Here is a 21,287-nt window from a genome sequence, read left to right on the forward strand (position 1 = left end):
ATGTGAAGACAATATTCTCTTTTCATTTTCCGTAAATAGTATATAATATTTATTATAAAGTATGACATTAATCGTTTGTTCGTTAGGTGGTGAGTAACAATCGAACTAAATAAAAGGCAAGAACATATTTTGCAGATCGTTAAAGACAATGGACCAATTACCGGGGAACAGATCGCCGACCAGTTAAACCTTACAAGGGCAACGCTCAGACCCGACCTCGCTATTCTGACTATGGCGGGTTATTTGGATGCCAGGCCGCGTGTCGGCTATTTTTACACAGGTAAAACGGGTACTCAGCTCTTGACAGAAAACCTGAATAAAATTTATGTTAAAGACTATCAATCCATTCCAGTCGTAGTGAATGAGAATGTGTCGGTATATGATGCCATTGTTACAATGTTCCTGGAGGACGTAGGGACTTTATTTGTGGTGGATGCTAATACATATCTTGTTGGTGTATTATCCAGGAAGGATCTCCTGCGTGCAAGTATCGGGAAGCAAGAACTCAGCACATTGCCGGTGAATATCATAATGACGAGGATGCCCAATATCACGACTTGTGAAAAAGACGATTTGTTGATTTCGGTGGCAAAGGATCTCATTCATAAACAGATTGATTCCGTACCGGTAGTGAAGAAAACAGAAAACGGGGACATGGAAGTCACCGGAAGGGTCACGAAGACCAACATTACAAAAGCATTTGTTGCACTTGCAGAAGAAGAGTAGAAGGTGGTGAACGATCGTGAAAGAACCGATTATTTATGTTGTTTCCGACTCGGTGGGTGAGACTGCTGAATTAGTAACTAAAGCGGCCATTAGTCAATTTAATGGTTCCAATACGGTCATCAAACGCTTTCCGTATATTGAGGACTTTGAAAATATCGATGAAGTCATTTCCCTTGCGAAACTGAATCAGGGACTGATTGTCTACACGCTTGTAAAGCCGGACATGAGGGCCTATATTAAAGAGCAGGCTGAAAAAGAAGAGCTTTACGCTTTTGATATCATCGGTCCCTTGATGGATACGTACCAGACGATTTATGAAAAAGAACCCTTATTCGAACCTGGTACAGTAAGAAAGCTTGATGATGATTATTTCAAAAAAGTGGAAGCAATCGAGTTTGCTGTGAAATATGATGATGGCAGAGATCCAAGAGGCATTCTTAAAGCGGATATCGTCCTTGTCGGGGTATCAAGAACAAGCAAGACCCCTCTTTCCCAGTATCTTGCGCATAAGCGGTTCAAGGTGGCGAATGTCCCGCTGGTCCCCGAAGTGGATCCTCCTGAAGAACTCTTCAAGGTTTCACCGAAGAAGTGTTTTGGTTTGAAGATCTCTCCTCAGAAGCTCAATACGATCAGGAGAGAACGGCTTAAATCACTCGGCCTCAATGATGAGGCGAGTTATGCGAATATCAGGCGCATAGAAGAAGAGCTCACTTACTTCGAAAAGATTTCAGAAAGAATGGGCTGTCATGTAATCGATGTGACCAACAAAGCAGTAGAAGAAACAGCCAATATCATCACAAACATCTACCAGCGAATAAATAATTAATAATGGAACGATCCTGGCCCATTTATGGTGAGGATCGTTCTTTACTTTTGTGAAAAAAAAACCATAAAATTCTTTCGGGTAAATTAGTGGTCAAACTTGTCCGATTGTACTATAATAAAAAATTGTGATAAAAATATTTAAAATAGGTTTAGACTAAACTCTTAAGGAATAAACTAATTATTGTGATATGTCAAGCCTCATCTCGATTTTTTTCGATATTCTACCTGAATTCCCGGGAAAAGTTCCTGAGGAGAGAAGGATAATGCGGAGTGATGTAGAATAGTTAGTAATAGCAAACTAAAATCTACAGTTTTTGTAGACGCCGATGCTTGCCCGGTTAAACAGGAAGTCATCCGGATTTCCGGTATTTTTGGTTTTGAAGTGGTTTTTGTTGCTTCCCATGCCCATAGGAAGAATAGCCCTGATGAAGGGACATGGGTTTACGTGGACAGTGAAAAAGAAGCAGCAGATCTTTATATCATGAACCATGTCCGGACAGATGATATCCTGGTGACACAGGATATTGGACTCGCAAGCTTGGTGCTTCCGAAAAAAGTTTACGTCCTATCCCCCAGGGGAAAGGTTTACAGAGAAGAGAGCATAGTGACTGCGCTTGATTACCGTTATGTGGCAGCGAAGGAAAGAAGGAAAGGGAATTATGGTAAAGGGCCAAAGCCTTTTACGGATGATGACCGGAAAGAATTTTCTGCGCAGTTCGAGAAAATTTTGTCGAAGGTTGCAGGAGAATGATTATTCTTACCGAATGCATAAAGAGGGAAATGAAAACCAGGTGATATATAGTGTCTGAGAGAATCCCTGAAGAAACAATAAATAAGATTTTATCCTCTACGGATATCGTAGATGTTGTCAGTGATTATGTACAGCTCAAGAAGCAGGGCCGTAATTATTTCGGCCTGTGTCCTTTTCACGGGGAAAACACACCATCCTTCTCTGTAGCGCCAGACAAACAAATATTTCATTGTTTCGGCTGCGGGGCAGGAGGAAATGCCTTTACATTCCTGATGGACGTCGACGGCCTGTCATTCGTTGAAGCGGCACGGAAGCTTGGAAGCAAGATCGGGGAAGAAATTTCTGTCCCGACGGCTTCAGGTGAACAGGAAGCGCCGCCTCGGGAAGATGAAAAGCAAATGCTTCAGGCTCATGAGCTGTTAAGTAAATTTTACCATCATCTCCTCTTAAATACAAAGGAGGGTCAGGAAGCTCTTGAATATTTACTTTCAAGGGGGTTTACGACCGAGAGTATCAGCAAGTTCCAGATTGGATGGTCCTTGCCGAGCTGGGATTTCACAGTCAAATTCCTGCAAAAGAGAGGGTACTCGCTCGATTTGATGGAAGCGGCCGGATTATTGGTCAGAAGGGAAAAAGACCAATCATTCCTCGATCGCTTCAGGGGAAGGATCATGTTCCCCATTACCAATCCAAAAGGGAAAGTCGTAGGGTTTTCAGGCAGGAGCCTTCATTCTGATGATGAGCCTAAATACCTGAATAGCCCTGAAACAAAGATTTTCAATAAGAGCCGTATTCTTTATAACTTTCATGAATCAAGGACGATCATTAGAAGAAAGCAGCAAGTCATCCTTTTCGAAGGATTTGCAGACGTGATCTCCGCCAATGGTGCTTCTGTCGAAAATGGTGTAGCCACAATGGGGACATCACTGACTGAAGGACAGATTGGATTGATCAAGCGGCTGACAGACTCAGTTGTCATATGCTACGACGGTGATTCAGCCGGTGTGGAAGCTGCATTCAGGGCAGGTAACCTGCTCCTGAAGCACCAGTTATCCATACGGGTGGCGATGATACCTGAACGTCTGGACCCTGATGACTACATTTCAAAGTATGGCAAAGAAAAGTTTCAACAGGATGTAATAGGGGCCAGTTTGACGTTTATGGCATTTAAGCTTAGGTATTATAAGCTGAATAAAAATTTGAATGATGAAGGAGACCGCCTTCAGTATATAGAAGACATACTTAAGGAGATCATCCATCTTACGAACGCAGTCGAAAAGGACTATTACCTAAGGTACCTGGCAGAAGAATTCGATGTTTCTTTAGAAGCCCTCCAGCAGCAGCTTGCTGAGATCGGCGGCGCGTTGAAGGAGAATTCAAAGCCTGTCAAAAAGGCTCCGGCACCAAAGCCATATCGTCCGCATGTGCAGACAAAACTCCTGCCTGCATATCAGACTGCAGAAAGACGTCTCATTGCCTATATGCTTAAAGATCCCAATATAGCCTTTAAGGTTCAGGACTGGCTTGACGGCACCCACCTTAATATTGATGAGCATCAAGCCATTATTACTTATTTATTCGGTTATTATGAGGAAGGGATGCCTCCGGGTACCAGTTCTTTCATAGGATTTCTGCCAGATGAACGGTTGAGGAGGATTGTCACAGAGATTGAAATGATGTCCATCAGCGATGAATGCTCGGATCAAGAGCTGCTGGATTATGTGCAGTCCGTCTTAAAACATCAAAAGATGTTGAAGATAAAAGAAAAGGAATCCGAAAGAAAAGAAGCACAGAGACAAAATGATTACCGCAAAGAAGCTCAAATAGCAATGGAAATCTTACAGCTGCGTAAGTCTTTATAAAGTATTGTTCAAGGAAGTTGGAAGGAGGGGAACAAATGGCTGAAAAGTCCGCGCGTTCCAAACAAATAGCGTCTGAATTATCTGTTGATCAGGTGAAAGAATTTTTAGTAAACCAAGGAAAGAAAAGAGGCGTCCTTACTTACGAGGATATTGCTGATAAGCTGTCCGGATTTGAATTAGACTCAGATCAAATGGATGAATTCTACGATCACTTAGGTGAGCAGGGTGTAGAAATCATCAATGAAAATGAAGAAGATGACGATCCGGGTGCCAATGAACTTGAGAAAGAAGAAGAGGAAGAATTCAACTTAAATGATTTAAGTGTTCCTCCGGGAGTTAAGATAAATGATCCCGTCAGAATGTATCTGAAGGAAATCGGAAGAGTCGATCTCCTGTCGGCAGAAGAAGAAATCAATCTTGCGAAAAGAATCGAAGATGGTGATGAAGAAGCCAAGCGGCGTCTCGCAGAAGCGAACCTCCGTCTTGTCGTGAGCATCGCCAAGAGATATGTAGGACGCGGTATGCTTTTCCTGGACCTGATTCAAGAAGGTAATATGGGTCTGATTAAAGCAGTAGAGAAATTTGATTACCGTAAAGGGTATAAATTCAGTACGTATGCCACTTGGTGGATCCGTCAGGCAATCACCCGTGCCATTGCAGACCAGGCCAGGACGATCCGTATACCGGTTCATATGGTTGAAACGATCAATAAATTGATCCGTGTCCAAAGACAATTGCTTCAGGACCTCGGCCGTGAACCGTCACCAGAGGAAATTGCTGAAGAAATGGATCTGACTCCTGAAAAAGTCAGGGAAATTTTAAAGATTGCACAAGAACCTGTTTCACTTGAAACTCCGATTGGTGAAGAAGATGACTCACACCTTGGAGATTTCATTGAAGATGCAGAAGCTCAGTCACCTTCTGAGCATGCAGCTTACGAATTGCTTAAGGAACAATTGGAAGATGTTCTTGATACCCTTACCGACCGTGAAGAAAACGTTCTTCGTTTACGTTTCGGCCTTGATGACGGAAGAACACGCACACTCGAGGAAGTTGGAAAGGTATTCGGTGTCACACGGGAACGTATTCGTCAAATCGAAGCGAAGGCACTTCGTAAATTGCGCCATCCAAGCCGCAGTAAACGATTGAAGGACTTCCTGGAATAGAATCCTGAACCTCTACCATGTAAATGGTAGAGGTTTTTTGAGATTTAAAAGGAATTTTCCTGACATGTGACGAATAAAACAAAAAGGTCAATTTACAGAAAGAGAGTTCACTATGTCAAAATCTAAAAACGGCAGAGAAGCTGTGATTATCAATGAAATCAAGTTTTGGAAGCAGAATAATATGCTTCCCGATCAATACTGCGACTATTTGTTGGCACTTTATACAAATGGCAGCGAACATATTCCAGGATCCACTGAGAACAAAGGGACAAGGAATCTCCACATCATAGCCATTATCATTTCAGTGTCCATCATATCAATTTCATTATTTGTCATTTATTTTACTGAATTGTCAGTCGTTTTGCAAACAGCGATTTTGACAGGTTTTGTCGTATTATTATTTGGAATACGAAATTATTATACTAAGAAAAAAATCTCGTCTTCATTTATTCGTATTGCAGCAGCGTTCCTCCTCCTGCTTATTTCATTGGACATTACGGAACCCTTGTTTGGTGATTCCCCATACATGACCTATGCAGTATTGTTTTTGAACTGTTTTTTGTGGGTGGGATGGGGATTGAAGAGAAAGCTGCATTATTTCACTTTGTCTGGCGCATTGGGCATGCTCATCTTGCTAATCTCTATATTACAATAACTTCTGAATTTTTAAAAGTTTTTTAAAGTTGAGAAAATTCACCATTCCCTTTTATAATAGGAATGAGAGCGCATTCATAGAAATATTGATAGGCTTGCGCGATTAACAGCCTGAGCCAAAACAGGCTTTCGTTCATCAAGTAAATACAAGGGGGATAAGGATGAATTTTGACTTAACGCAAGAACAGGCAATGATTAAAAAAACGATCCGTGAATTCGCTGAGGAGGAAGTCGCTCCAGGTGCACTGGACAGGGACAGGACTAAAGAATTTCCAAAAGAAATCTTTAAAAAACTTTCTGATTTGGGAATGATGGGCCTTCCGTTTCCCGAGGAATATGGAGGTGCCGGTGCAGACACGGTCAGCTTTGCGATTGTGACGGAAGAATTGAGCAGGGCTTGTGCATCTACCGGAATCACATATTCCGCGCATATTTCATTAGGCGGCGCTCCGATCAATCTGTTCGGGACTCATGAACAAAAGGAAAAATATCTTACTCCGATATGTACAGGGGAATCATTCGGAGCCTTCGGATTGACGGAACCCAATGCTGGATCCGATGCAGGCGGGACGCAAACCACTGCAGAGGATAAAGGGGATAAATGGGTGATCAACGGCAATAAATGTTATATTACCAATGCAAGCTATGCTGACCACCTGGCGCTGACTGCAATCACAGGCAGGGAAAATGGCAGGAAAGAGATAAGTGCGATCATCGCGCCTACCAAGGCAAAGGGCTTCACTGTGATTGACAACTACGAGAAAATGGGGCTGCATTCTTCCAATACGACTGAATTGGTCCTGGAGGATGTAGAAGTTCCAAAAGAAAACCTTCTTGGTAAGCGCGGGGAAGGATTCAAACAATTCCTCGTCACACTTGATGGCGGCCGCATCGGTATAGGTGCAATGGCTGTAGGGGTGGCCCAGGCCGCATTTGAGAAAGCATTGCAATATTCCAAGGAAAGAAAACAGTTCGGCAAGACCCTTTCCGAGTTTCAGGTCACTCAGTTTAAACTCGCAGATATGGCCATGAAAATCGAACTTGCCCGCAATATGGTCCACAAAGCTGCATGGCTGAAGGATCAAGGAAGACCTTTCTCTAAAGAAGCCTCCATGTGTAAACTGTATGCCTCAGAAATCAGCATGGAAGTAGCGGATGAAGCAATCCAGATACATGGTGGATACGGCTACATGAAAGAATATCACGTCGAAAGGTATTTGCGTGATGCCAAGCTGCTCGAAATCGGTGAAGGAACATCCGAAGTCCAGCGCATGGTCATCTCCCGCCTGATCGGGGTTAATAACTAACCAACATAACAATAACAAAGAGCTGTAGGCTGGCTAACCGCACCTGCAGCTCTTTGTTTTAATAGTTGATTTTATTTTCAAGAAGACTGTTTGTCGGTAAGATGAATGAGATAGTTTTGTTATTCATAGCTTCCAGTTGCTGATTTGAGTGCAGGACGAAGGCTCCTATAAGAAAAGCAGCAGGCTTGGCCCAGAAGCTTATGACATGTGCCTCTAAGTCCTGTAGCTGGACAGCGTGCCACCATGAATAAGAAAGGGAGGCTCACCAAGCGCCCGCGGAAAGTAAAGTCCTGCACGGAAACCAACAGCGGCAATTCAAATAGTAAGGATAAGAAAAACAAACAAATGTGTCTAATTTGTGAGAAAGATGGAAAAGTTAATCTATAGGACTTTTCCTTTGTCCCTTTTTAAAGTAAAATATAAGGTGTTTACTAGCACTATTTTGGATGTTGTACATAAAGGAGGTTAAATCATGAATCGTAATCCAATCATTCCATTCATTCTGATCATGGCTATGGGGATCGGCCTTGTATTCTTCATGTCTCTTGAAGGCCTGAACAATGCTGATGAAAAAGCGAAAGAAGCGGAACACGGCGAAAAAGCAGGCGGAGAAGGCGAACAGGCTTCAAGCGGCGAATTCGACCCGGAACAAGCATACAAGGACAACTGTCTGTCTTGTCACGGTGGAAACTATGAAGGCGGCATGGGTCCTGCCCTTAAAGGAACGGACAAGTCTGTTGATGAGATTAAAACAATCATCAAGAACGGTAAGTCTCCGATGCCGGCCGGCCTGATTGCAGACGAAAATCTCGATGCAATGGCTGAGTGGGTCAAATCACTTAAATAATGTATACGCTTAAAAGGTTCTTTGTCTCTTGGGGCAAAGGACTTTTTTTATGGAAGAAAGTCAGATAGAATGTAAAACGTACATACTAAGTATCAAATTAAAATAAAAAGGTGAAGTCATGAATATCGAACAATTATCCAAACGTTTAGAAACAGTCGTTTCATATATACCGAAAGGATCCAGAATTGCTGATATCGGATCAGACCACGCTTATCTTCCCTGTTTTGCAGTGAGAAAAGGAATAGCCGAAACGGCCATAGCAGGCGAAGTCGTGAAAGGCCCGTATTTGTCAGCAGAGAAGCAGGTGAAAGATGCCTGCCTCCACGATAAAATCGAGGTCAGGCTTGGCAATGGACTCGAAGTCGTAGCACCGGGGGAAGTGGATTGCATCACGATAGCAGGGATGGGCGGAGCTCTTATCGCTTCTATATTGGAAGAGGGAAAAGATAAGCTTGCCTCTGTGAAAAGGTTGATCCTTCAGCCGAATGTCAGTGCCAAATCGATACGGGTGTGGCTTCTCCAAAACGGCTGGGAGCTGACGGCCGAAGAAATACTCGAGGAAGACGGCAAGGTGTATGAAATACTGACTGCCGACAAGGGCGAACCTGAACGTCCATACTCAAGGGACGAACGCCAAAAAGAACTCCTGCTCGGTCCTTTCTTAATGCAGGAACGAAATGACGCGTTCAGTAAGAAATGGACACAGGAGAGTGGCCAGTGGAAAAACATACTGGCCAACATGGAAAAAGCAGAGCAAACAGATGCGCTGAATGAAAGAAAAGCTGAATTAATGCACAAAATTCAAATGGTTGAGGAGGCTCTTTCCAAATGAAAACGGTAAACGGACACGAAATCATTCAACTCTTTGAAGAGTTCTCACCGAAACATCTCGCAGAAGAGGGTGACCCGATCGGTCTGCAGATAGGGAAGCTGAATGAAAAAATGGAAAATGTCATGATTACATTGGATGTGCTTGAAAATGTCGTGGATGAAGCGATTAAAAATAATGTCAAATTGATCATTGCCCATCACCCGCCATTGTTCAGGCCGCTTAAGTCCCTCCATACAGACACCTATCAAGGGAGAATGATTGAAAAGTTGATCAAACATGATATTGCTGTCTATGCAGCTCACACGAACCTGGATGTGGCTTCCGGAGGGGTTAACGATCTTCTGGCAGATGCCCTTGGCCTTCAAGAAACGACTGTTTTGCTTCCAACCCATTCTGAACAACTAAGAAAGCTTGTTGTGTATGTTCCGAAGGAGAACAGTGAAGAGCTGAGGAATGCATTGGGCAAAGCAGGTGCTGGTCACATCGGGAATTACTCACACTGCAGCTTTTCGACAGAAGGAACGGGCAGGTTTTTGCCTGGTGAAGAAACAGATCCCCATATCGGCCAGAAGGGGAAACTTGAAGAGGTCAGTGAAGAAAAAATCGAAACGATCTACCTCCGCTCACTTGAAAAAAAGGTTCTGAAAGCAATGTTCACCCACCATCCGTACGAAGAAGTGGCCTATGATATTTATTCCCTCGAAAATAAGGGAGAAGCCCTCGGGCTTGGAAGGATAGGCAAGCTCCAGGAGGAAGTGCCACTGAAACAATTTGCCGCGGCCGTTAAGGAAACCTTCGGCATGGACGGAATCAGGGTCATCGGGGATATGGAAGCGAAAGTGAGAAAAGTCGCCGTTCTGGGTGGTGACGGGAATAAATTCATTTCTGCGGCCAAGCGGCAGGGCGCAGATGCATTTGTTTCAGGTGATATTTACTATCACACTGCCCATGATGCCATGATGATGGGGCTGAATGTCGTGGATGCCGGCCATCACATTGAGAAGGTCATGAAGGATGGGGTTGCGGAGTATTTAGCGAAAAAATGTGCAAAAAAAGGATATATCGTAAATATTTTCGCCTCAAAGGCAAATACGAACCCATTTACATTCATGTAATTCTAATAGAAATCCCCCCGGCAAGTATGCCGGGGGGATTTCTGCTATTTTAGCTTAGCTTTGATTTCTTTACCTTTGGAAGAATTTTATTCAACGGGACACTATTTTCCCTTGTCCAGGTCGTTTCATCTTCCGGATCAAACGCCTGAAGAAATTTGATGACTTCTTTTACGATTGGCGTAGGAGTTGAAGCCCCTGCTGTGACCGCTGCAACTTTTGCCTGCTTGATCCATTCGATATCGAGCTCGCTGATATCTGAAATCCTGTAGGCCGGCGTTCCGGCAATTTCTTTGGATACCTGAGCGAGACGGTTTGAGTTATTGCTTTTGGGATCACCGACGACGATCAGCACATCTGCATCGCCTGCCTGTTCCGCTACCGCTTCCTGCCGCACCTGGGTTGCAAGGCAGATTTCCTTATGCAGTTCAACGTGCGGGAACATCTCTTTCACTTTATCCATTGTGTCAAGAACATCCCATTGGCTCATGGTCGTCTGATTCGTCACAATGATTTTGTCATTCTCTATGGTCAATTTTTCTACATCTTTAGCTGTCTCCACTAAGTGGACGATATCGGGAGCGACCCCTACAGCACCTTCAGGTTCGGGGTGCCCCTTCTTGCCGATGTAGATGACATCATATCCTTCAGCTTGTTTGGCCCGGATGAGGTCATGTGTCTTCGTTACGTCCGGACAGGTGGCATCAAGTGTGACAAGACCTTTTTTCCTTGCGATTTCCTTCACTTCAGGTGAGACTCCGTGCGCGGTGAAGATGACGGTCCCTTCATTTACCTGTTCGATGATTTCTTTTCGGTTTTTTCCGTCGAGCGTAATGATGCCTTCTTCTTCAAATGCATCAGTGACGTGTTTATTGTGGACGATCATCCCCAGTATATAAATCGGACGAGGCAGCGATTTGTCGAGAGCGGCGTTTCTTGCAATGACCATTGCATCAACAACACCATAGCAATAGCCCCTCGGAGTTATCTTAATAATATCCATCTATGAAAATCCTCCTACTTTGAGAAAAGGTTGTGATTCTATTATAAAGGAGAATGGATATTCTGACAAAGAGAAGGGGGGGCAGTTTTTCAAGACAAAAGAAAAATCCCTGCAAACAGGCATGCCTGAGGGATTGGGTATTATATATATAATTTGGGCTTCGAGCTTCCTTGTGAATGTTTTTCCTTTGGAAGATGATCAGCCGATCCTTCTGCTGATTCCGTTTTTTTCTTCGTTTTTTTCTTTTTCTTCTTTAACGGTTTTTCATCTGATTCCTTTAAACCGTCTTTCTTATCAGCTTCTTCTTTAGGGCCGTCTCCTGAAGAAGCGTCGTCTGCCGAAAAGTCCTTGATTCCCCGGTAAAGCTTCCAAAGTGCCGGTATATTCTTCACCATGGGTCCGTACTGTGAAATCATCGGGCCGAATTGCTGAGCTGCATTCAGGACCTGCTGAGTATTTGAGAGAAAAGAGGTGATATTCCCTGGATTAAGCAGGCTGCCGATTGTTGATGCGCCAGCTGCCCCTGCTGCCGGACTGCGTTCAAATCCCGAAGCTGCTCCTGCTGAATCCCCCCTGCTGAATTGCTGAAGGATATTTCCCTGTGCCTGGCCCTGGCCATTGTTTCGATCACCTTTTTTTAATAACTTCGACAGGAGTCCACCTCCGCGCCCTTTTCTCGGTCCACCTCCGCCCCCATTTCTCGGTCTACCACCTATACCCTGCATGTTCATTGGCGGCCGTCCCTGCTGGCCCATGAATCCATTCATTGGCGGACCCATCTGAAAGGGAGATGGCTGGGCGTTTCCCATTCCGAAAGGGTTCTGATTTCTCATTTCACGCTGCTGGCCGAACGGTCTTCTTCCCATGCCCCGGGGCATCATTCCGAAAGGGCTGCCCTGCTGCTGGTTCTGCCTTCTCATTCGTAATCTAGGCGGCATGCTGCCTGCCTCCTTTCGCTGAAAATACTTTATATCATTATAGAGTATGCAAGTTGCGTGAAAAGGGGATAGAATCAAATTGAGCGAATCTCTGAAAGTGTAACTAGATGTTTTAGGAAAAGTTTATTATAATGATTAGATGTTCTTTAAAATATAACGACGACTACTTACGTTTAAATAGAAGAATATTATCAATAAGGAGATGAAACAGATGAAAAAGAATTTATTTCTGGAATATGACTTTCAACCCTTTATTATCGGGGCGATAGAAGAACTGGGTTTCTATGAGCCGACTGAGATCCAGAAGAAAATGATTCCCTTGATCCTGAAGGGGCAGAGTGCGATCGGTCAGTCACAGACAGGAACAGGAAAGACACATTCCTATCTGCTGCCCATCATTGAAAAGGCAGACGCTTCAGCGGAACAGGTACAGGCTGTCATCACAGCACCGACAAGGGAGCTTGCTCAGCAGATTTATACAGAAGTCCTGAAACTCACGAAAAACAGCGAAATCACTTCCCGCTGCTTTATCGGCGGGACGGATAAACAAAGGACGATTGAAAAGCTGAAGACCCAGCCGCACATCGTGGTCGGAACTCCCGGGCGCATCAATGACCTTGTAAAGGAGCAGGCGCTGTTTGTTCATACTGCTTCAATGCTCGTGATTGATGAAGCGGACCTTATGCTTGATATGGGCTTTATCGAAGATGTCGATCAGATTGCCGCAAAAATGCCTGAAAAGCTGCAGATGCTGGTTTTCTCTGCAACTATTCCTGAAAAACTGAAGCCTTTCTTGAAGAAGTACATGGAAAATCCACAGTATGCCCATGTGGAGCCGGAACGGATTTCGGCAAAGAACATCGAACACATCATTATTCCGAAAAAAAGCCGTGACAAAGTGAATGTCCTGTACGATCTTTTAGTGGAAATCAACCCATATTTAGGGATCGTTTTCACCAATACAAAGTCAAATGCGGATGAAGTGGCAAATGCCTTGATCATGAAAGGGCTGAAAGTCGGCAGGATACATGGCGATCTCTCTCCCCGTGAGCGCAAAAAGATGATGAAGCAGGTGCGCAACCTTGATTACCAATATATCGTTGCGACTGATCTTGCTGCCAGAGGGATCGATATTGAAGGTGTCAGTCACATCATCAATTTTGAACTTCCTCAGGATCTGGATTTTTATGTGCATCGATCTGGCCGTACAGCAAGAGCGGGTAATTCAGGAATCGCATACACGATTTATGAACCGTCTGATGAAGATGCATTGAACCGTCTAGAAAAAATGGGTATCTCATTCAAAAACATGGAACTGAAGAAGGGTGAATGGATAGAGCTCCCGGCATTGAATAAGAGAAAAAGCCGCCAGAAGACAGGGGCGGATGAAATTGATGTAAAAGCAAAATCCCTTGTGCGTAAACCCAAGAATGTAAAGCCTGGTTACAAAAAGAAAATGAAATACAAGATGGAACAAATCAAAAAGAAAGAAAGAAGAAAGAAAAACAGAAGCAAATAAGTCATATGACGTGATTCATTTTCACACATTCGATAAAATGGACGAAGAGATTTTCTTAGGAGTTGAGGAGAATGGTCAAGATCGGATCGCACGTTTCAATGAGCGGCAAAAAGATGCTGCTTGCTTCCAGTGAGGAAGCTGTATCCTATGGTGCCAATACGTTTATGATTTATACCGGTGCACCTCAGAACACAAGAAGGAAGAAAATCGAGGATTTGAATATTGAAGCAGGCCTTCAGCATATGAAGGAAAACAATATTCAAGATATTGTTGTACATGCCCCTTATATAATCAATATCGGGAATACAACCAATCCAGCGACGTATGAATTGGGTGTTAATTTTCTCAGATCTGAAATCGACCGTACCGAAGCGCTCGGTGCTGGTCAAATCGTTCTTCATCCGGGTGCCCATGTTGGTGCGGGAGCAGATAAAGGGATTGCCAGAATCATTGAAGGGCTGAATGAAGTATTGACGAAAGATCATACTGTTCAAATTGCCCTTGAAACCATGGCTGGCAAAGGATCTGAATGCGGAAGGTCCTTCGAAGAACTCGCTCAGATCATTGATGGAGTGGAACTCAATGACAGGCTGTCGATCTGTTTCGATACATGCCATACTCATGATGCAGGGTATAACATAGTGGAAGATTTCGATGGTGTATTGGAAGAATTCGATAAGATCATCGGAATCGACAGACTTATGGTCCTTCACATCAATGACAGCAAGAATCCGACAGGTGCGAGGAAAGACCGTCATGAAAATATCGGTTTCGGCCATATCGGATTCAAGGCATTGAACTATATCGTCCATCATCCTCAGCTGTCAGAGGTGCCAAAGATTCTCGAGACGCCTTATGTAGGGGAAGATAAGAAAAACAAGAAGGCCCCTTACAAATTTGAGATCAATATGCTCCGTAATCAGCAATTTGATGAAGACGTTTTGACCAAAATTGAAAATCAATAATTTTAAGGAGGCTCTTCTCGTATTGAAGCAGCCTCCTTTTTAAGTATTTATCTGATCAGCTGCATGAAAAGCTGATTGATTTCTTTTGCTTTGGAAGGGCCGATTACTTTAGCAAGATCCTTTACAAGTTTGCTCCTGCCGGCGTCATCAAAGATATTGATGTTTTTCCCTTTGACTTTGTCAACAATCGCATCTGCCTGCTTGGTTGTCAACGAAACATTGTATTGATTGGCATACTTAAGCAATTCTGCACGGTTGATCGTATTGATCTTATGATTGATCACATTTTGTAATAGTTTCATTCAAATCACTCCTCAAAAAATACATATGTGACTTCAGTGAAGAAAGTGACATTTTTTTAAAGGAGAAAAAGAGAAAACGGGAAGCACTGCAGTTTACAATCAATTTCCCATATTGTATACTTTCTTAAGTGCTTTAAATCGTAATGATTCTTAAAAAGAGAGTTGAATACAATGGAACAAAATCAGACTCCTATAATAAAAATAGAAAACCTGAGCTATAGATACGATCGTGAACGGGTGCTCGAAGATATAAATCTTTCCATCCCGCAGGGTGCGTTCCTCGGCATTGTCGGTCCGAATGGTTCCGGTAAATCGACCTTATTGAAGCTTATGCTCGGTCTATTGAAAGTGAAGCAGGGGGATATCGAATTGTTCGGGACCCCGCAGCAGAAATTCAGGCAGTGGGACCGCATCGGATTTGTCTCTCAAAAAGCAAATAGTTTCAATACCGGCTTTCCTGCTACGGTACAGGAAGTTGTGGCCAGCGGATTATCAAAAAAAGCCGGATTGTTCAGGAGGGTGTCCTATACCTATCGAAAAGACATCGAGGAAGCAATCGAATCAGTGGGGATGACCCCTTTCGCAAAGAGGAACATCGGTGAATTATCCGGCGGCCAGCAGCAGAGGGTATTTATTGCGCGGGCTCTTGTCAGCAAGCCGGATATGTTGATCCTGGATGAGCCGACAGTCGGGGTGGACAGTAAAAATGTCCAGCATTTTTATGACATGCTCGATCATTTGAATAAGGATTTGGGAATCACACTCTTACTGGTGACCCATGATATCGGCTCCATTTCCAATAAAGTAACCCATGTCGCATGTTTGAATAAACATCTGCATTTTCACGGGCGGACGGAAGAATTCGAACAGCTTAGAGAAGGTGAGATGTCTTCGTTTTATGGGCACGATGTCCACTTTTTGCAGCACGAACACCATTGATTGGAGGAAAAGCGGGTGCTTCAGGCAATTTTTCAATATGAATTTTTACAAAATGCTTTTCTTACAGGGATCCTGATTGGAATCATCGCTCCGATGTTAGGGGCGTTCATTGTGGTGAGGAGACTTTCACTGATAGCGGATGCTCTCAGTCACGTAACATTATCCGGGATTGCGGCAAGTCTGTACTTCAGCAAGACGGTTCCATCGCTGCAGGGACTTAACCCGCTGTATTTCGGAATGCTTTTTTCCGTTACGGGTTCCCTCTTCATCGAGCGCCTGAGGACATTGTATAAGCATTATCAGGAACTCGCCATCCCGATCATCCTTTCCGGCGGAATAGGAATCGGGGTCATTTTCATATCACTCGCTGACGGATTTACAACAGATTTATTCAGTTATCTATTCGGAAGTGTCAGTGCAGTGAGCAGGAGTGATTTATATCTGATTACAGGGATCAGCATTGTGGTCATACTTGTGATCTTCCTGCTTTATAAAGAATTGTTCCTTCTTTCTTTTGATGAAGACCATGCAAAGGCATCCGGGATTCCGGCTAAAGCAATTCATTTTATTTTCATGGTGATGGTGGCATTGGTCATAGCTGCCTCGATGAGGATCGTAGGAATCTTGCTGGTGTCATCACTAATGACGCTTCCGGTTGCAGCGAGCATCCGGATCGCAAGGGGGTTCAAGCAGACAATCGGCTTTTCTGTCCTGTTCGGGGAAATCTCCGTCGTCGTTGGATTGATCAGCGCGTTTTATTTAGATCTTGCCCCGGGTGGAACGATTGTCGTCACGGCAATTCTTATATTATTGATTACGATAGCCGTAAAGAAGATCATTTCATCCAGGCATTCTGAAAAAGCAGAGGTGTAAAAAATGAATGTAACTCAAGCAATGGACCTTTTAAAATCTGAAGGATATAAACATACGGGCAAAAGACAGGAACTGCTTCAACTGTTTTCCGATTCCAATAAATATCTTACGGCGAAGGATGTCCTGGAACATATGAAAAGTGACTATCCATCCTTGAGTTTTGACACCATCTATAGAAATTTAAGTTTATTTGTCGAACTCGGGATCCTTGAAGAAACAGAGTTATCAGGGGAAAGGCATTTCAGGTTTACCTGTGAAAGCAGCCATCACCACCACCATTTCATTTGCATGGACTGCGGCAAAACTAAGGAAATCCACACATGCCCGATGGATGCACTTAAAGAGAGCATTGAAGAAACAGGTTATGATATTTCAGGCCATAAATTTGAAATTTACGGAAAGTGCCCACAGTGCCAGTGATCTGTAATCATAAAAAAAGCCTTGGACAATTAGTAGTGTCCAAGGCTTTTTTATTATTTACTATTGCGGAGCCAATTTTGAACCCAATGATTGGCTTCCATCCAGTCATTCACGCGTATGACCCCTTCAGGGATGGCCGTTTGGTTATAAGGGGTATTGAAGAGGATGACAGGGATGTTCAACTCCTCATTGATCATGACTGCATTGTCATGCTTGTCTTCAAAAAAGATGTCGACATCGTGTTTCTGTGCGGTTGCAATTTTATTATGAGAACCGATCAATTCAATATGATGATACATCAAGTCCTTTGCATCAAACCATTCTTTGGTCAATTGAAGAAGCTCTGATGGACGGGCGCTTATGAAGTACAGTTCGTGATGTTCTTTCCAGTCATCAAGGATTTTCTTTGCCCCTGAAGCGAGCGGTGACTGCTTATAAATAAGCGGTTCAGCTTCTTTGAACCAATTGCCGAAGACTTCCGGGGAAATATCAAGTACTTTAGTCAGTTCGTATTGAGTTATATCATTTAAAGAAAGATTTAAATTGAAGAAATCATTTATATGAGGCAGTAAAGATTCCGGAGACGTCACAGTGCCGTCTATATCAATTCCAAAGCGTTTCATGCGTTATCATGCTCCTCTTATCCAAACTTATTCAAGTGTAACACATAACAGCTTATCCCATAAGACTAAGTTTTGCTCGATGCAGAAAAGTACATCTTACATAAATGACAAACATTAGCATAGTAAAATACAGTCCGTGACAAACAATAAGAAGGCTCCCAAACATCGAAAGTGAGGGATTGCTGTATGGCAGATGAACGACATCGAGATCGTGAAGAGATCGACGTATATTACGACAATCCGGAAATTTTGGACAGAGACCAGGAATTCAATGAAGAAACGGCTGCAGAAATCGCTGCGCCGGTAAACGTAAGCCGCGATTTTGAGGAAGATGCAGCAGAGGAAAGCACGACTTCAGGGCGGGTGCTCGGATACTCGGCACTTGCACTATCTATTCTTTCCCTTTTCATTCTCCCAGTCATCATGGGGGCGGCCGGGATTGTACTCGGATTCGTTGCCAGAAGGCGGGGAGCAGAAACTCTTGGGGCATGGGCAATAGGGATAGGCGCAGTATCAATCATCGTTGGACTGTTTGTACTGCCCTTCTTTTAAATAAATCACTTTTTTAAAATGGGGAGCGTTTTAAAAAAGTAAAAAGAGGACTGAGTGATCAGTCCTCTTTGCTTTACTGAAGCGCCGGGCCCGTGAAACAAATGGGGGCTGAACAAGGCGCTGGAGCTTTTCTTTATAATTGTCCTTCTTTTTCTTTCTTCTCTGCTTCTTGCTTATCGTAGTATTCCTGTGCAATCTTGTCGATTTCCTTTTTCAATTCTTCGACCATTGTTTCCTCAGGAACTTTCCGGACGGTTTTTCCTTTACGGAATAAGAGACCTTCCCCGCGTGCACCGGCAATCCCGATATCCGCTTCGCGGGCTTCACCAGGTCCATTGACCGCGCAGCCGAGCACTGCGACCTTGATTGGTGCTTTAATGGTTTGGATGTATTCTTCGACTTCATTGGCGATTGAAATCAGGTCGATTTCGATACGGCCGCATGTAGGACATGAAATCAATGTTGCCGCATTTGAAGCGAGACCGAAAGATTTCAACAGCTCGCGGGCAACCTTCACTTCCTCCACAGGATCGGCACTCAGGGAGATCCTTAACGTGTTACCGATTCCGAGGCTGAGGATGGCTCCGAGACCTGCCGCACTTTTTACGGTTCCGGCAAATAACGTTCCGGACTCCGTGATCCCAAGGTGAAGAGGGTAGTCAAACGCCTGAGCGGCTTTCGTATAAGCTTCAATGGCTAAATTGACATCTGATGCCTTCATTGAAACGATGATGTCGTGAAAATCAAGGTCCTCAAGGATCTTGATATGATGAAGCGCACTCTCAACCATGCCGTCGGCTGTTGGATAGCCATATTTCTCAAGAATTTTTCTTTCCAGGCTTCCCGCATTCACCCCGATACGGATAGGGATGCCTTTTTCCTTCGCAGCCTTTACGACTGCTTCCACTTTTTCGCGGCGTCCGATATTCCCCGGATTGATCCGGATCTTATCCGCTCCGCCTTCGATCGCTTTCAAGGCAAGCTTGTAATCAAAATGGATATCCACGACTAACGGAATGTTGATCTGTTTCTTGATATCAGCGATGGCATTTGCCGCCCGCTCATCTGGGCACGCAACCCGGACAACCTGGCATCCTGCTTCCTCAAGACGGTGAATTTCCTTTACTGTCGCTTCAACGTCATGAGTCTTGGTGGTCGTCATGCTCTGTATAACTAATTCGTTGTTTCCGCCGATTGTTAAGTCCCCGACTTTTACTGGACGTGTTTTTGAACGATGTATAATTTCACTCAAGTGTAATTCGCTCCTTTAGAAAGGTTCTTCAACTATACATTATAAATAATACGAAGCCATTGTAACAGTGTTTTGCATCAATTGACAAGAATTAGGTGTACTGCAGTGAAGAAGTCAGTCGGCATATAGAGGAATTTTATACGTCCTGCCTATCTGGATCTTACCCGGCGTGGTGTCATTCAGCTCTTCAAAGTCCGAGACGACCTGTTCGATGGAGACGGGCAGCCTGCCCTGCAGTGATTCTTCTACGAGGCTTAACACAGTGTCGCCTGGTTTGATTTCCTTTTCGACATACTTTTGGGATACATCGGGTCCGGAGGGCAGTGGCACAGATTCAACATCTTCTTTCTCCATTTCCTGCGGGCGGGCGGTTACAACGGTGGAATGTTTTTCGGTTAATAAATTTAAAGTACCCTTATTTAAATCATAATAGACGCTGTAAAGAAGAATGATAATACCGAAGAAAATAAACATCCGTTTCATAATGAACCTCCTGTAAATGAAGTTGGGTAAAGGAGACAAAGGCAATGACGAACAAAAAACTGGTTACCGTGATCGGATTGCTTCCGGTTCTCATGGTACTCGGCAACTCCATGCTGATCCCCATTCTGCCGAGCATTGAGAAGGGGCTTGATATCGATGAAAGGTGGTCTGGATGGATATTAAGTTCATTTACAATTCCTGCAGCAGTCTGCATCCCGTTCATAGGTTTCTTATCAGACAGGTTCGGGCGTAATCGCCTGATCAGATATTCGTTATGGACCATCTTGGCTGGAAGTATTTTATGTGCCGTGAGTGTAATGCTGAAAGACCCGGCTTTCCTATTCATGGGAGGAAGGGGGCTTCAGGGGGTTGGGGCTGCCGGCACTGCGCCGCTGGCGATCGCGTTGGCAGGTGATCTTTACAATGGTGAAGAGCGATCCAAAGTTTTGGGGGCACTGGAAGTATTTAACGGCATGGGAAAGGTGTTGGCCCCGATTATCGGTGCGGGCCTGACAATTTTCCTGAGCTGGAATCATGCATTTTGGGTTTTTCCCCTTCTTTGTCTAGCGATTCTCTTTGGTCTGAAAAGCAGCTTGGAGCTTATCAATGAAAAAAAACATACACAGGGAGTGAAAAAGTATGCAAGGGATCTTGCATCTGTAATGATGACGAAATGGCAATTGCTGCTCCCTCTATATGCGATAGGCGGAATAGGCTTATTCCTATTATTCGGCATCCTGTTCTTCCTTTCCTACCATATTGAAAATACTTTTCACATCGACGGCTTTTTTAAAGGATTTACATTTATGTTCCCGCTGGGAGCCATGACGATTTCTTCCTTTTGGAGCGGAAAAAGGATTAAGACGGATGAAGAACGGGGATGGTACTACATAAAATGGGGATTGGGATTGATGAGTGTCCCGCTGGGTATATTGGTATTCTTTCACTCATTGAGTGCGCTCCTTTTCCTCCTCACCGTATGTTTCGGAGGATTAGGGTTGATCCTTCCCGTACTTAACACATTCATTACCGGAAGTGTGGAGGAAGGAGAGAGAGGGTTTGTGGTAAGTATGTACGGAGCTGCAAGGTTTCTTGGAGTTGCACTTGGACCGATTGCATACTCTTCGTGGATGAAAAATGATACCGGTATGTACATCATTAGCTTTCTATTCTCTGCGGTGAATATTCTTTTTTACATGCTCGCTGGCCATCGGGGGAAAGTAAAAATAAATAATCTCATCAAGGAATAGGCAGTAATAAATATATCCATGAAAAACGGGTGTTCATTATTTTATAATTATTATAATTTGTAATGTAACTGTAATAAAAATCCCCT

23 protein-coding genes are annotated in these 21,287 nt (G+C 43.9%); 17 read left to right on the forward strand and 6 right to left on the reverse strand.

The features are described 5' to 3' along the window. Positions 1-99 precede the first annotated feature (99 nt). The 10 genes from ACKA06_RS19210 to ACKA06_RS19255 all read left to right on the forward strand — a co-directional run bounded on the left by ACKA06_RS19210 (position 100) and on the right by ACKA06_RS19255 (position 10,085). Positions 100-726 carry a helix-turn-helix transcriptional regulator gene (locus ACKA06_RS19210; RefSeq protein ID WP_032087615.1) on the forward strand — a complete coding sequence of 209 codons (627 nt, stop codon included), beginning with the start codon at positions 100-102 and terminating at the stop codon, positions 724-726. 13 nt (positions 727-739) lie between these two features. Beyond that, the gene (locus ACKA06_RS19215; RefSeq protein ID WP_032087616.1) at positions 740-1,552 is read left to right on the forward strand and encodes a pyruvate, water dikinase regulatory protein; all 813 of its coding nucleotides are present in this window, start codon (positions 740-742) and stop codon (positions 1,550-1,552) included. 279 nt (positions 1,553-1,831) lie between these two features. Continuing rightward, positions 1,832-2,302: a YaiI/YqxD family protein gene (locus ACKA06_RS19220; protein WP_074439956.1), complete on the forward strand. Its 471-nt coding sequence runs from the start codon at positions 1,832-1,834 to the stop codon at positions 2,300-2,302. Between the two features lie 50 nt (positions 2,303-2,352). Beyond that, complete coding sequence (dnaG, locus tag ACKA06_RS19225) at positions 2,353-4,164, forward strand: DNA primase (protein WP_032087618.1); 1,812 nt, start codon at positions 2,353-2,355, stop codon at positions 4,162-4,164. A 35-nt stretch (positions 4,165-4,199) separates the two neighbouring features. Continuing rightward, complete coding sequence (rpoD, locus tag ACKA06_RS19230) at positions 4,200-5,330, forward strand: RNA polymerase sigma factor RpoD (protein WP_032087619.1); 1,131 nt, start codon at positions 4,200-4,202, stop codon at positions 5,328-5,330. A gap of 112 nt (positions 5,331-5,442) precedes the next feature. Next, the gene (locus ACKA06_RS19235) at positions 5,443-5,985 is read left to right on the forward strand and encodes a hypothetical protein (RefSeq protein WP_058297808.1); all 543 of its coding nucleotides are present in this window, start codon (positions 5,443-5,445) and stop codon (positions 5,983-5,985) included. Between the two features lie 160 nt (positions 5,986-6,145). After that, positions 6,146-7,291: an acyl-CoA dehydrogenase family protein gene (locus ACKA06_RS19240; protein ID WP_032087621.1), complete on the forward strand. Its 1,146-nt coding sequence runs from the start codon at positions 6,146-6,148 to the stop codon at positions 7,289-7,291. A 472-nt stretch (positions 7,292-7,763) separates the two neighbouring features. Next, positions 7,764-8,138, forward strand: coding sequence for a cytochrome c550 (gene cccA / locus ACKA06_RS19245; protein WP_032087622.1), 375 nt, complete (start codon positions 7,764-7,766; stop codon positions 8,136-8,138). Positions 8,139-8,256: 118 nt separating this feature from the next. Beyond that, positions 8,257-8,970: a tRNA (adenine(22)-N(1))-methyltransferase gene (locus ACKA06_RS19250; protein WP_411160401.1), complete on the forward strand. Its 714-nt coding sequence runs from the start codon at positions 8,257-8,259 to the stop codon at positions 8,968-8,970. After that, positions 8,967-10,085, forward strand: a complete 1,119-nt coding sequence (locus ACKA06_RS19255) for a Nif3-like dinuclear metal center hexameric protein (protein WP_411160402.1) — start codon at positions 8,967-8,969, stop codon at positions 10,083-10,085. Before ACKA06_RS19250 ends, ACKA06_RS19255 begins: the two co-directional genes overlap by 4 nt. Positions 10,086-10,134: 49 nt before the next feature. Here ACKA06_RS19255 and ACKA06_RS19260 read toward each other — a convergent pair whose 3' ends face one another. Both ACKA06_RS19260 and vrrA read right to left on the reverse strand, forming a co-directional pair. Further along, complete coding sequence (locus tag ACKA06_RS19260; RefSeq protein WP_411160403.1) at positions 10,135-11,085, reverse strand: 4-hydroxy-3-methylbut-2-enyl diphosphate reductase; 951 nt, start codon at positions 11,083-11,085, stop codon at positions 10,135-10,137. A gap of 140 nt (positions 11,086-11,225) precedes the next feature. After that, entirely contained in the window at positions 11,226-12,023 is a 798-nt protein-coding gene (gene vrrA / locus ACKA06_RS19265; RefSeq protein WP_411160404.1) for a VrrA/YqfQ family protein, read from the reverse strand. A gap of 211 nt (positions 12,024-12,234) precedes the next feature. Here vrrA and ACKA06_RS19270 point away from each other — a divergent pair, with 211 nt between their 5' ends. Both ACKA06_RS19270 and ACKA06_RS19275 read left to right on the forward strand, forming a co-directional pair. After that, positions 12,235-13,542, forward strand: coding sequence for a DEAD/DEAH box helicase (locus ACKA06_RS19270; RefSeq protein WP_032087626.1), 1,308 nt, complete (start codon positions 12,235-12,237; stop codon positions 13,540-13,542). Positions 13,543-13,613: 71 nt separating this feature from the next. Further along, on the forward strand, positions 13,614-14,507 hold the full coding sequence (locus tag ACKA06_RS19275; protein ID WP_411160405.1) for a deoxyribonuclease IV: 894 nt from the start codon (positions 13,614-13,616) through the stop codon (positions 14,505-14,507). 47 nt (positions 14,508-14,554) lie between these two features. Here the strand turns inward: ACKA06_RS19275 and ACKA06_RS19280 are convergent, their stop codons facing one another. Next, the gene (locus tag ACKA06_RS19280; RefSeq protein WP_032087628.1) at positions 14,555-14,809 is read right to left on the reverse strand and encodes a DUF2624 domain-containing protein; all 255 of its coding nucleotides are present in this window, start codon (positions 14,807-14,809) and stop codon (positions 14,555-14,557) included. Between the two features lie 171 nt (positions 14,810-14,980). Between ACKA06_RS19280 and ACKA06_RS19285 the strand changes: the two genes are divergently transcribed. The 3 genes from ACKA06_RS19285 to ACKA06_RS19295 are packed head-to-tail and all read left to right on the forward strand — an operon-like array spanning position 14,981 to position 17,041. Next, positions 14,981-15,748 (forward strand): metal ABC transporter ATP-binding protein, encoded by a 768-nt coding sequence (locus ACKA06_RS19285; protein WP_197671319.1) that lies wholly within the window; start codon positions 14,981-14,983, stop codon positions 15,746-15,748. Positions 15,749-15,763: 15 nt separating this feature from the next. After that, a complete protein-coding gene (locus ACKA06_RS19290; RefSeq protein ID WP_032087630.1) occupies positions 15,764-16,621 on the forward strand; it encodes a metal ABC transporter permease in 858 nt (285 codons plus the stop codon). A gap of 3 nt (positions 16,622-16,624) precedes the next feature. Beyond that, on the forward strand, positions 16,625-17,041 hold the full coding sequence (locus ACKA06_RS19295) for a Fur family transcriptional regulator (RefSeq protein WP_032087631.1): 417 nt from the start codon (positions 16,625-16,627) through the stop codon (positions 17,039-17,041). Positions 17,042-17,094: 53 nt separating this feature from the next. On the opposite strand, the gene ACKA06_RS19300 is transcribed toward ACKA06_RS19295, so the two are convergent. Further along, positions 17,095-17,664, reverse strand: coding sequence for a hypothetical protein (locus tag ACKA06_RS19300; protein ID WP_198258819.1), 570 nt, complete (start codon positions 17,662-17,664; stop codon positions 17,095-17,097). A gap of 186 nt (positions 17,665-17,850) precedes the next feature. On the opposite strand from ACKA06_RS19300, the gene ACKA06_RS19305 reads away from it, so the two are divergent. Continuing rightward, positions 17,851-18,216 (forward strand): DUF4190 domain-containing protein, encoded by a 366-nt coding sequence (locus tag ACKA06_RS19305; protein WP_032087633.1) that lies wholly within the window; start codon positions 17,851-17,853, stop codon positions 18,214-18,216. A gap of 133 nt (positions 18,217-18,349) precedes the next feature. Here the strand turns inward: ACKA06_RS19305 and ispG are convergent, their stop codons facing one another. Beyond that, positions 18,350-19,459: a flavodoxin-dependent (E)-4-hydroxy-3-methylbut-2-enyl-diphosphate synthase gene (gene ispG, locus ACKA06_RS19310; RefSeq protein ID WP_176716082.1), complete on the reverse strand. Its 1,110-nt coding sequence runs from the start codon at positions 19,457-19,459 to the stop codon at positions 18,350-18,352. A gap of 123 nt (positions 19,460-19,582) precedes the next feature. Further along, the gene (locus ACKA06_RS19315) at positions 19,583-19,951 is read right to left on the reverse strand and encodes a hypothetical protein (RefSeq protein WP_411160406.1); all 369 of its coding nucleotides are present in this window, start codon (positions 19,949-19,951) and stop codon (positions 19,583-19,585) included. A gap of 44 nt (positions 19,952-19,995) precedes the next feature. On the opposite strand from ACKA06_RS19315, the gene ACKA06_RS19320 reads away from it, so the two are divergent. Further along, positions 19,996-21,201 (forward strand): MFS transporter, encoded by a 1,206-nt coding sequence (locus ACKA06_RS19320; RefSeq protein ID WP_411160407.1) that lies wholly within the window; start codon positions 19,996-19,998, stop codon positions 21,199-21,201. Positions 21,202-21,287 lie beyond the last annotated feature (86 nt).

This window comes from Rossellomorea oryzaecorticis (assembly GCF_045897515.1).
GTDB classification, from domain to species: Bacteria; Bacillota; Bacilli; order Bacillales; family Bacillaceae_B; genus Rossellomorea; species Rossellomorea enclensis.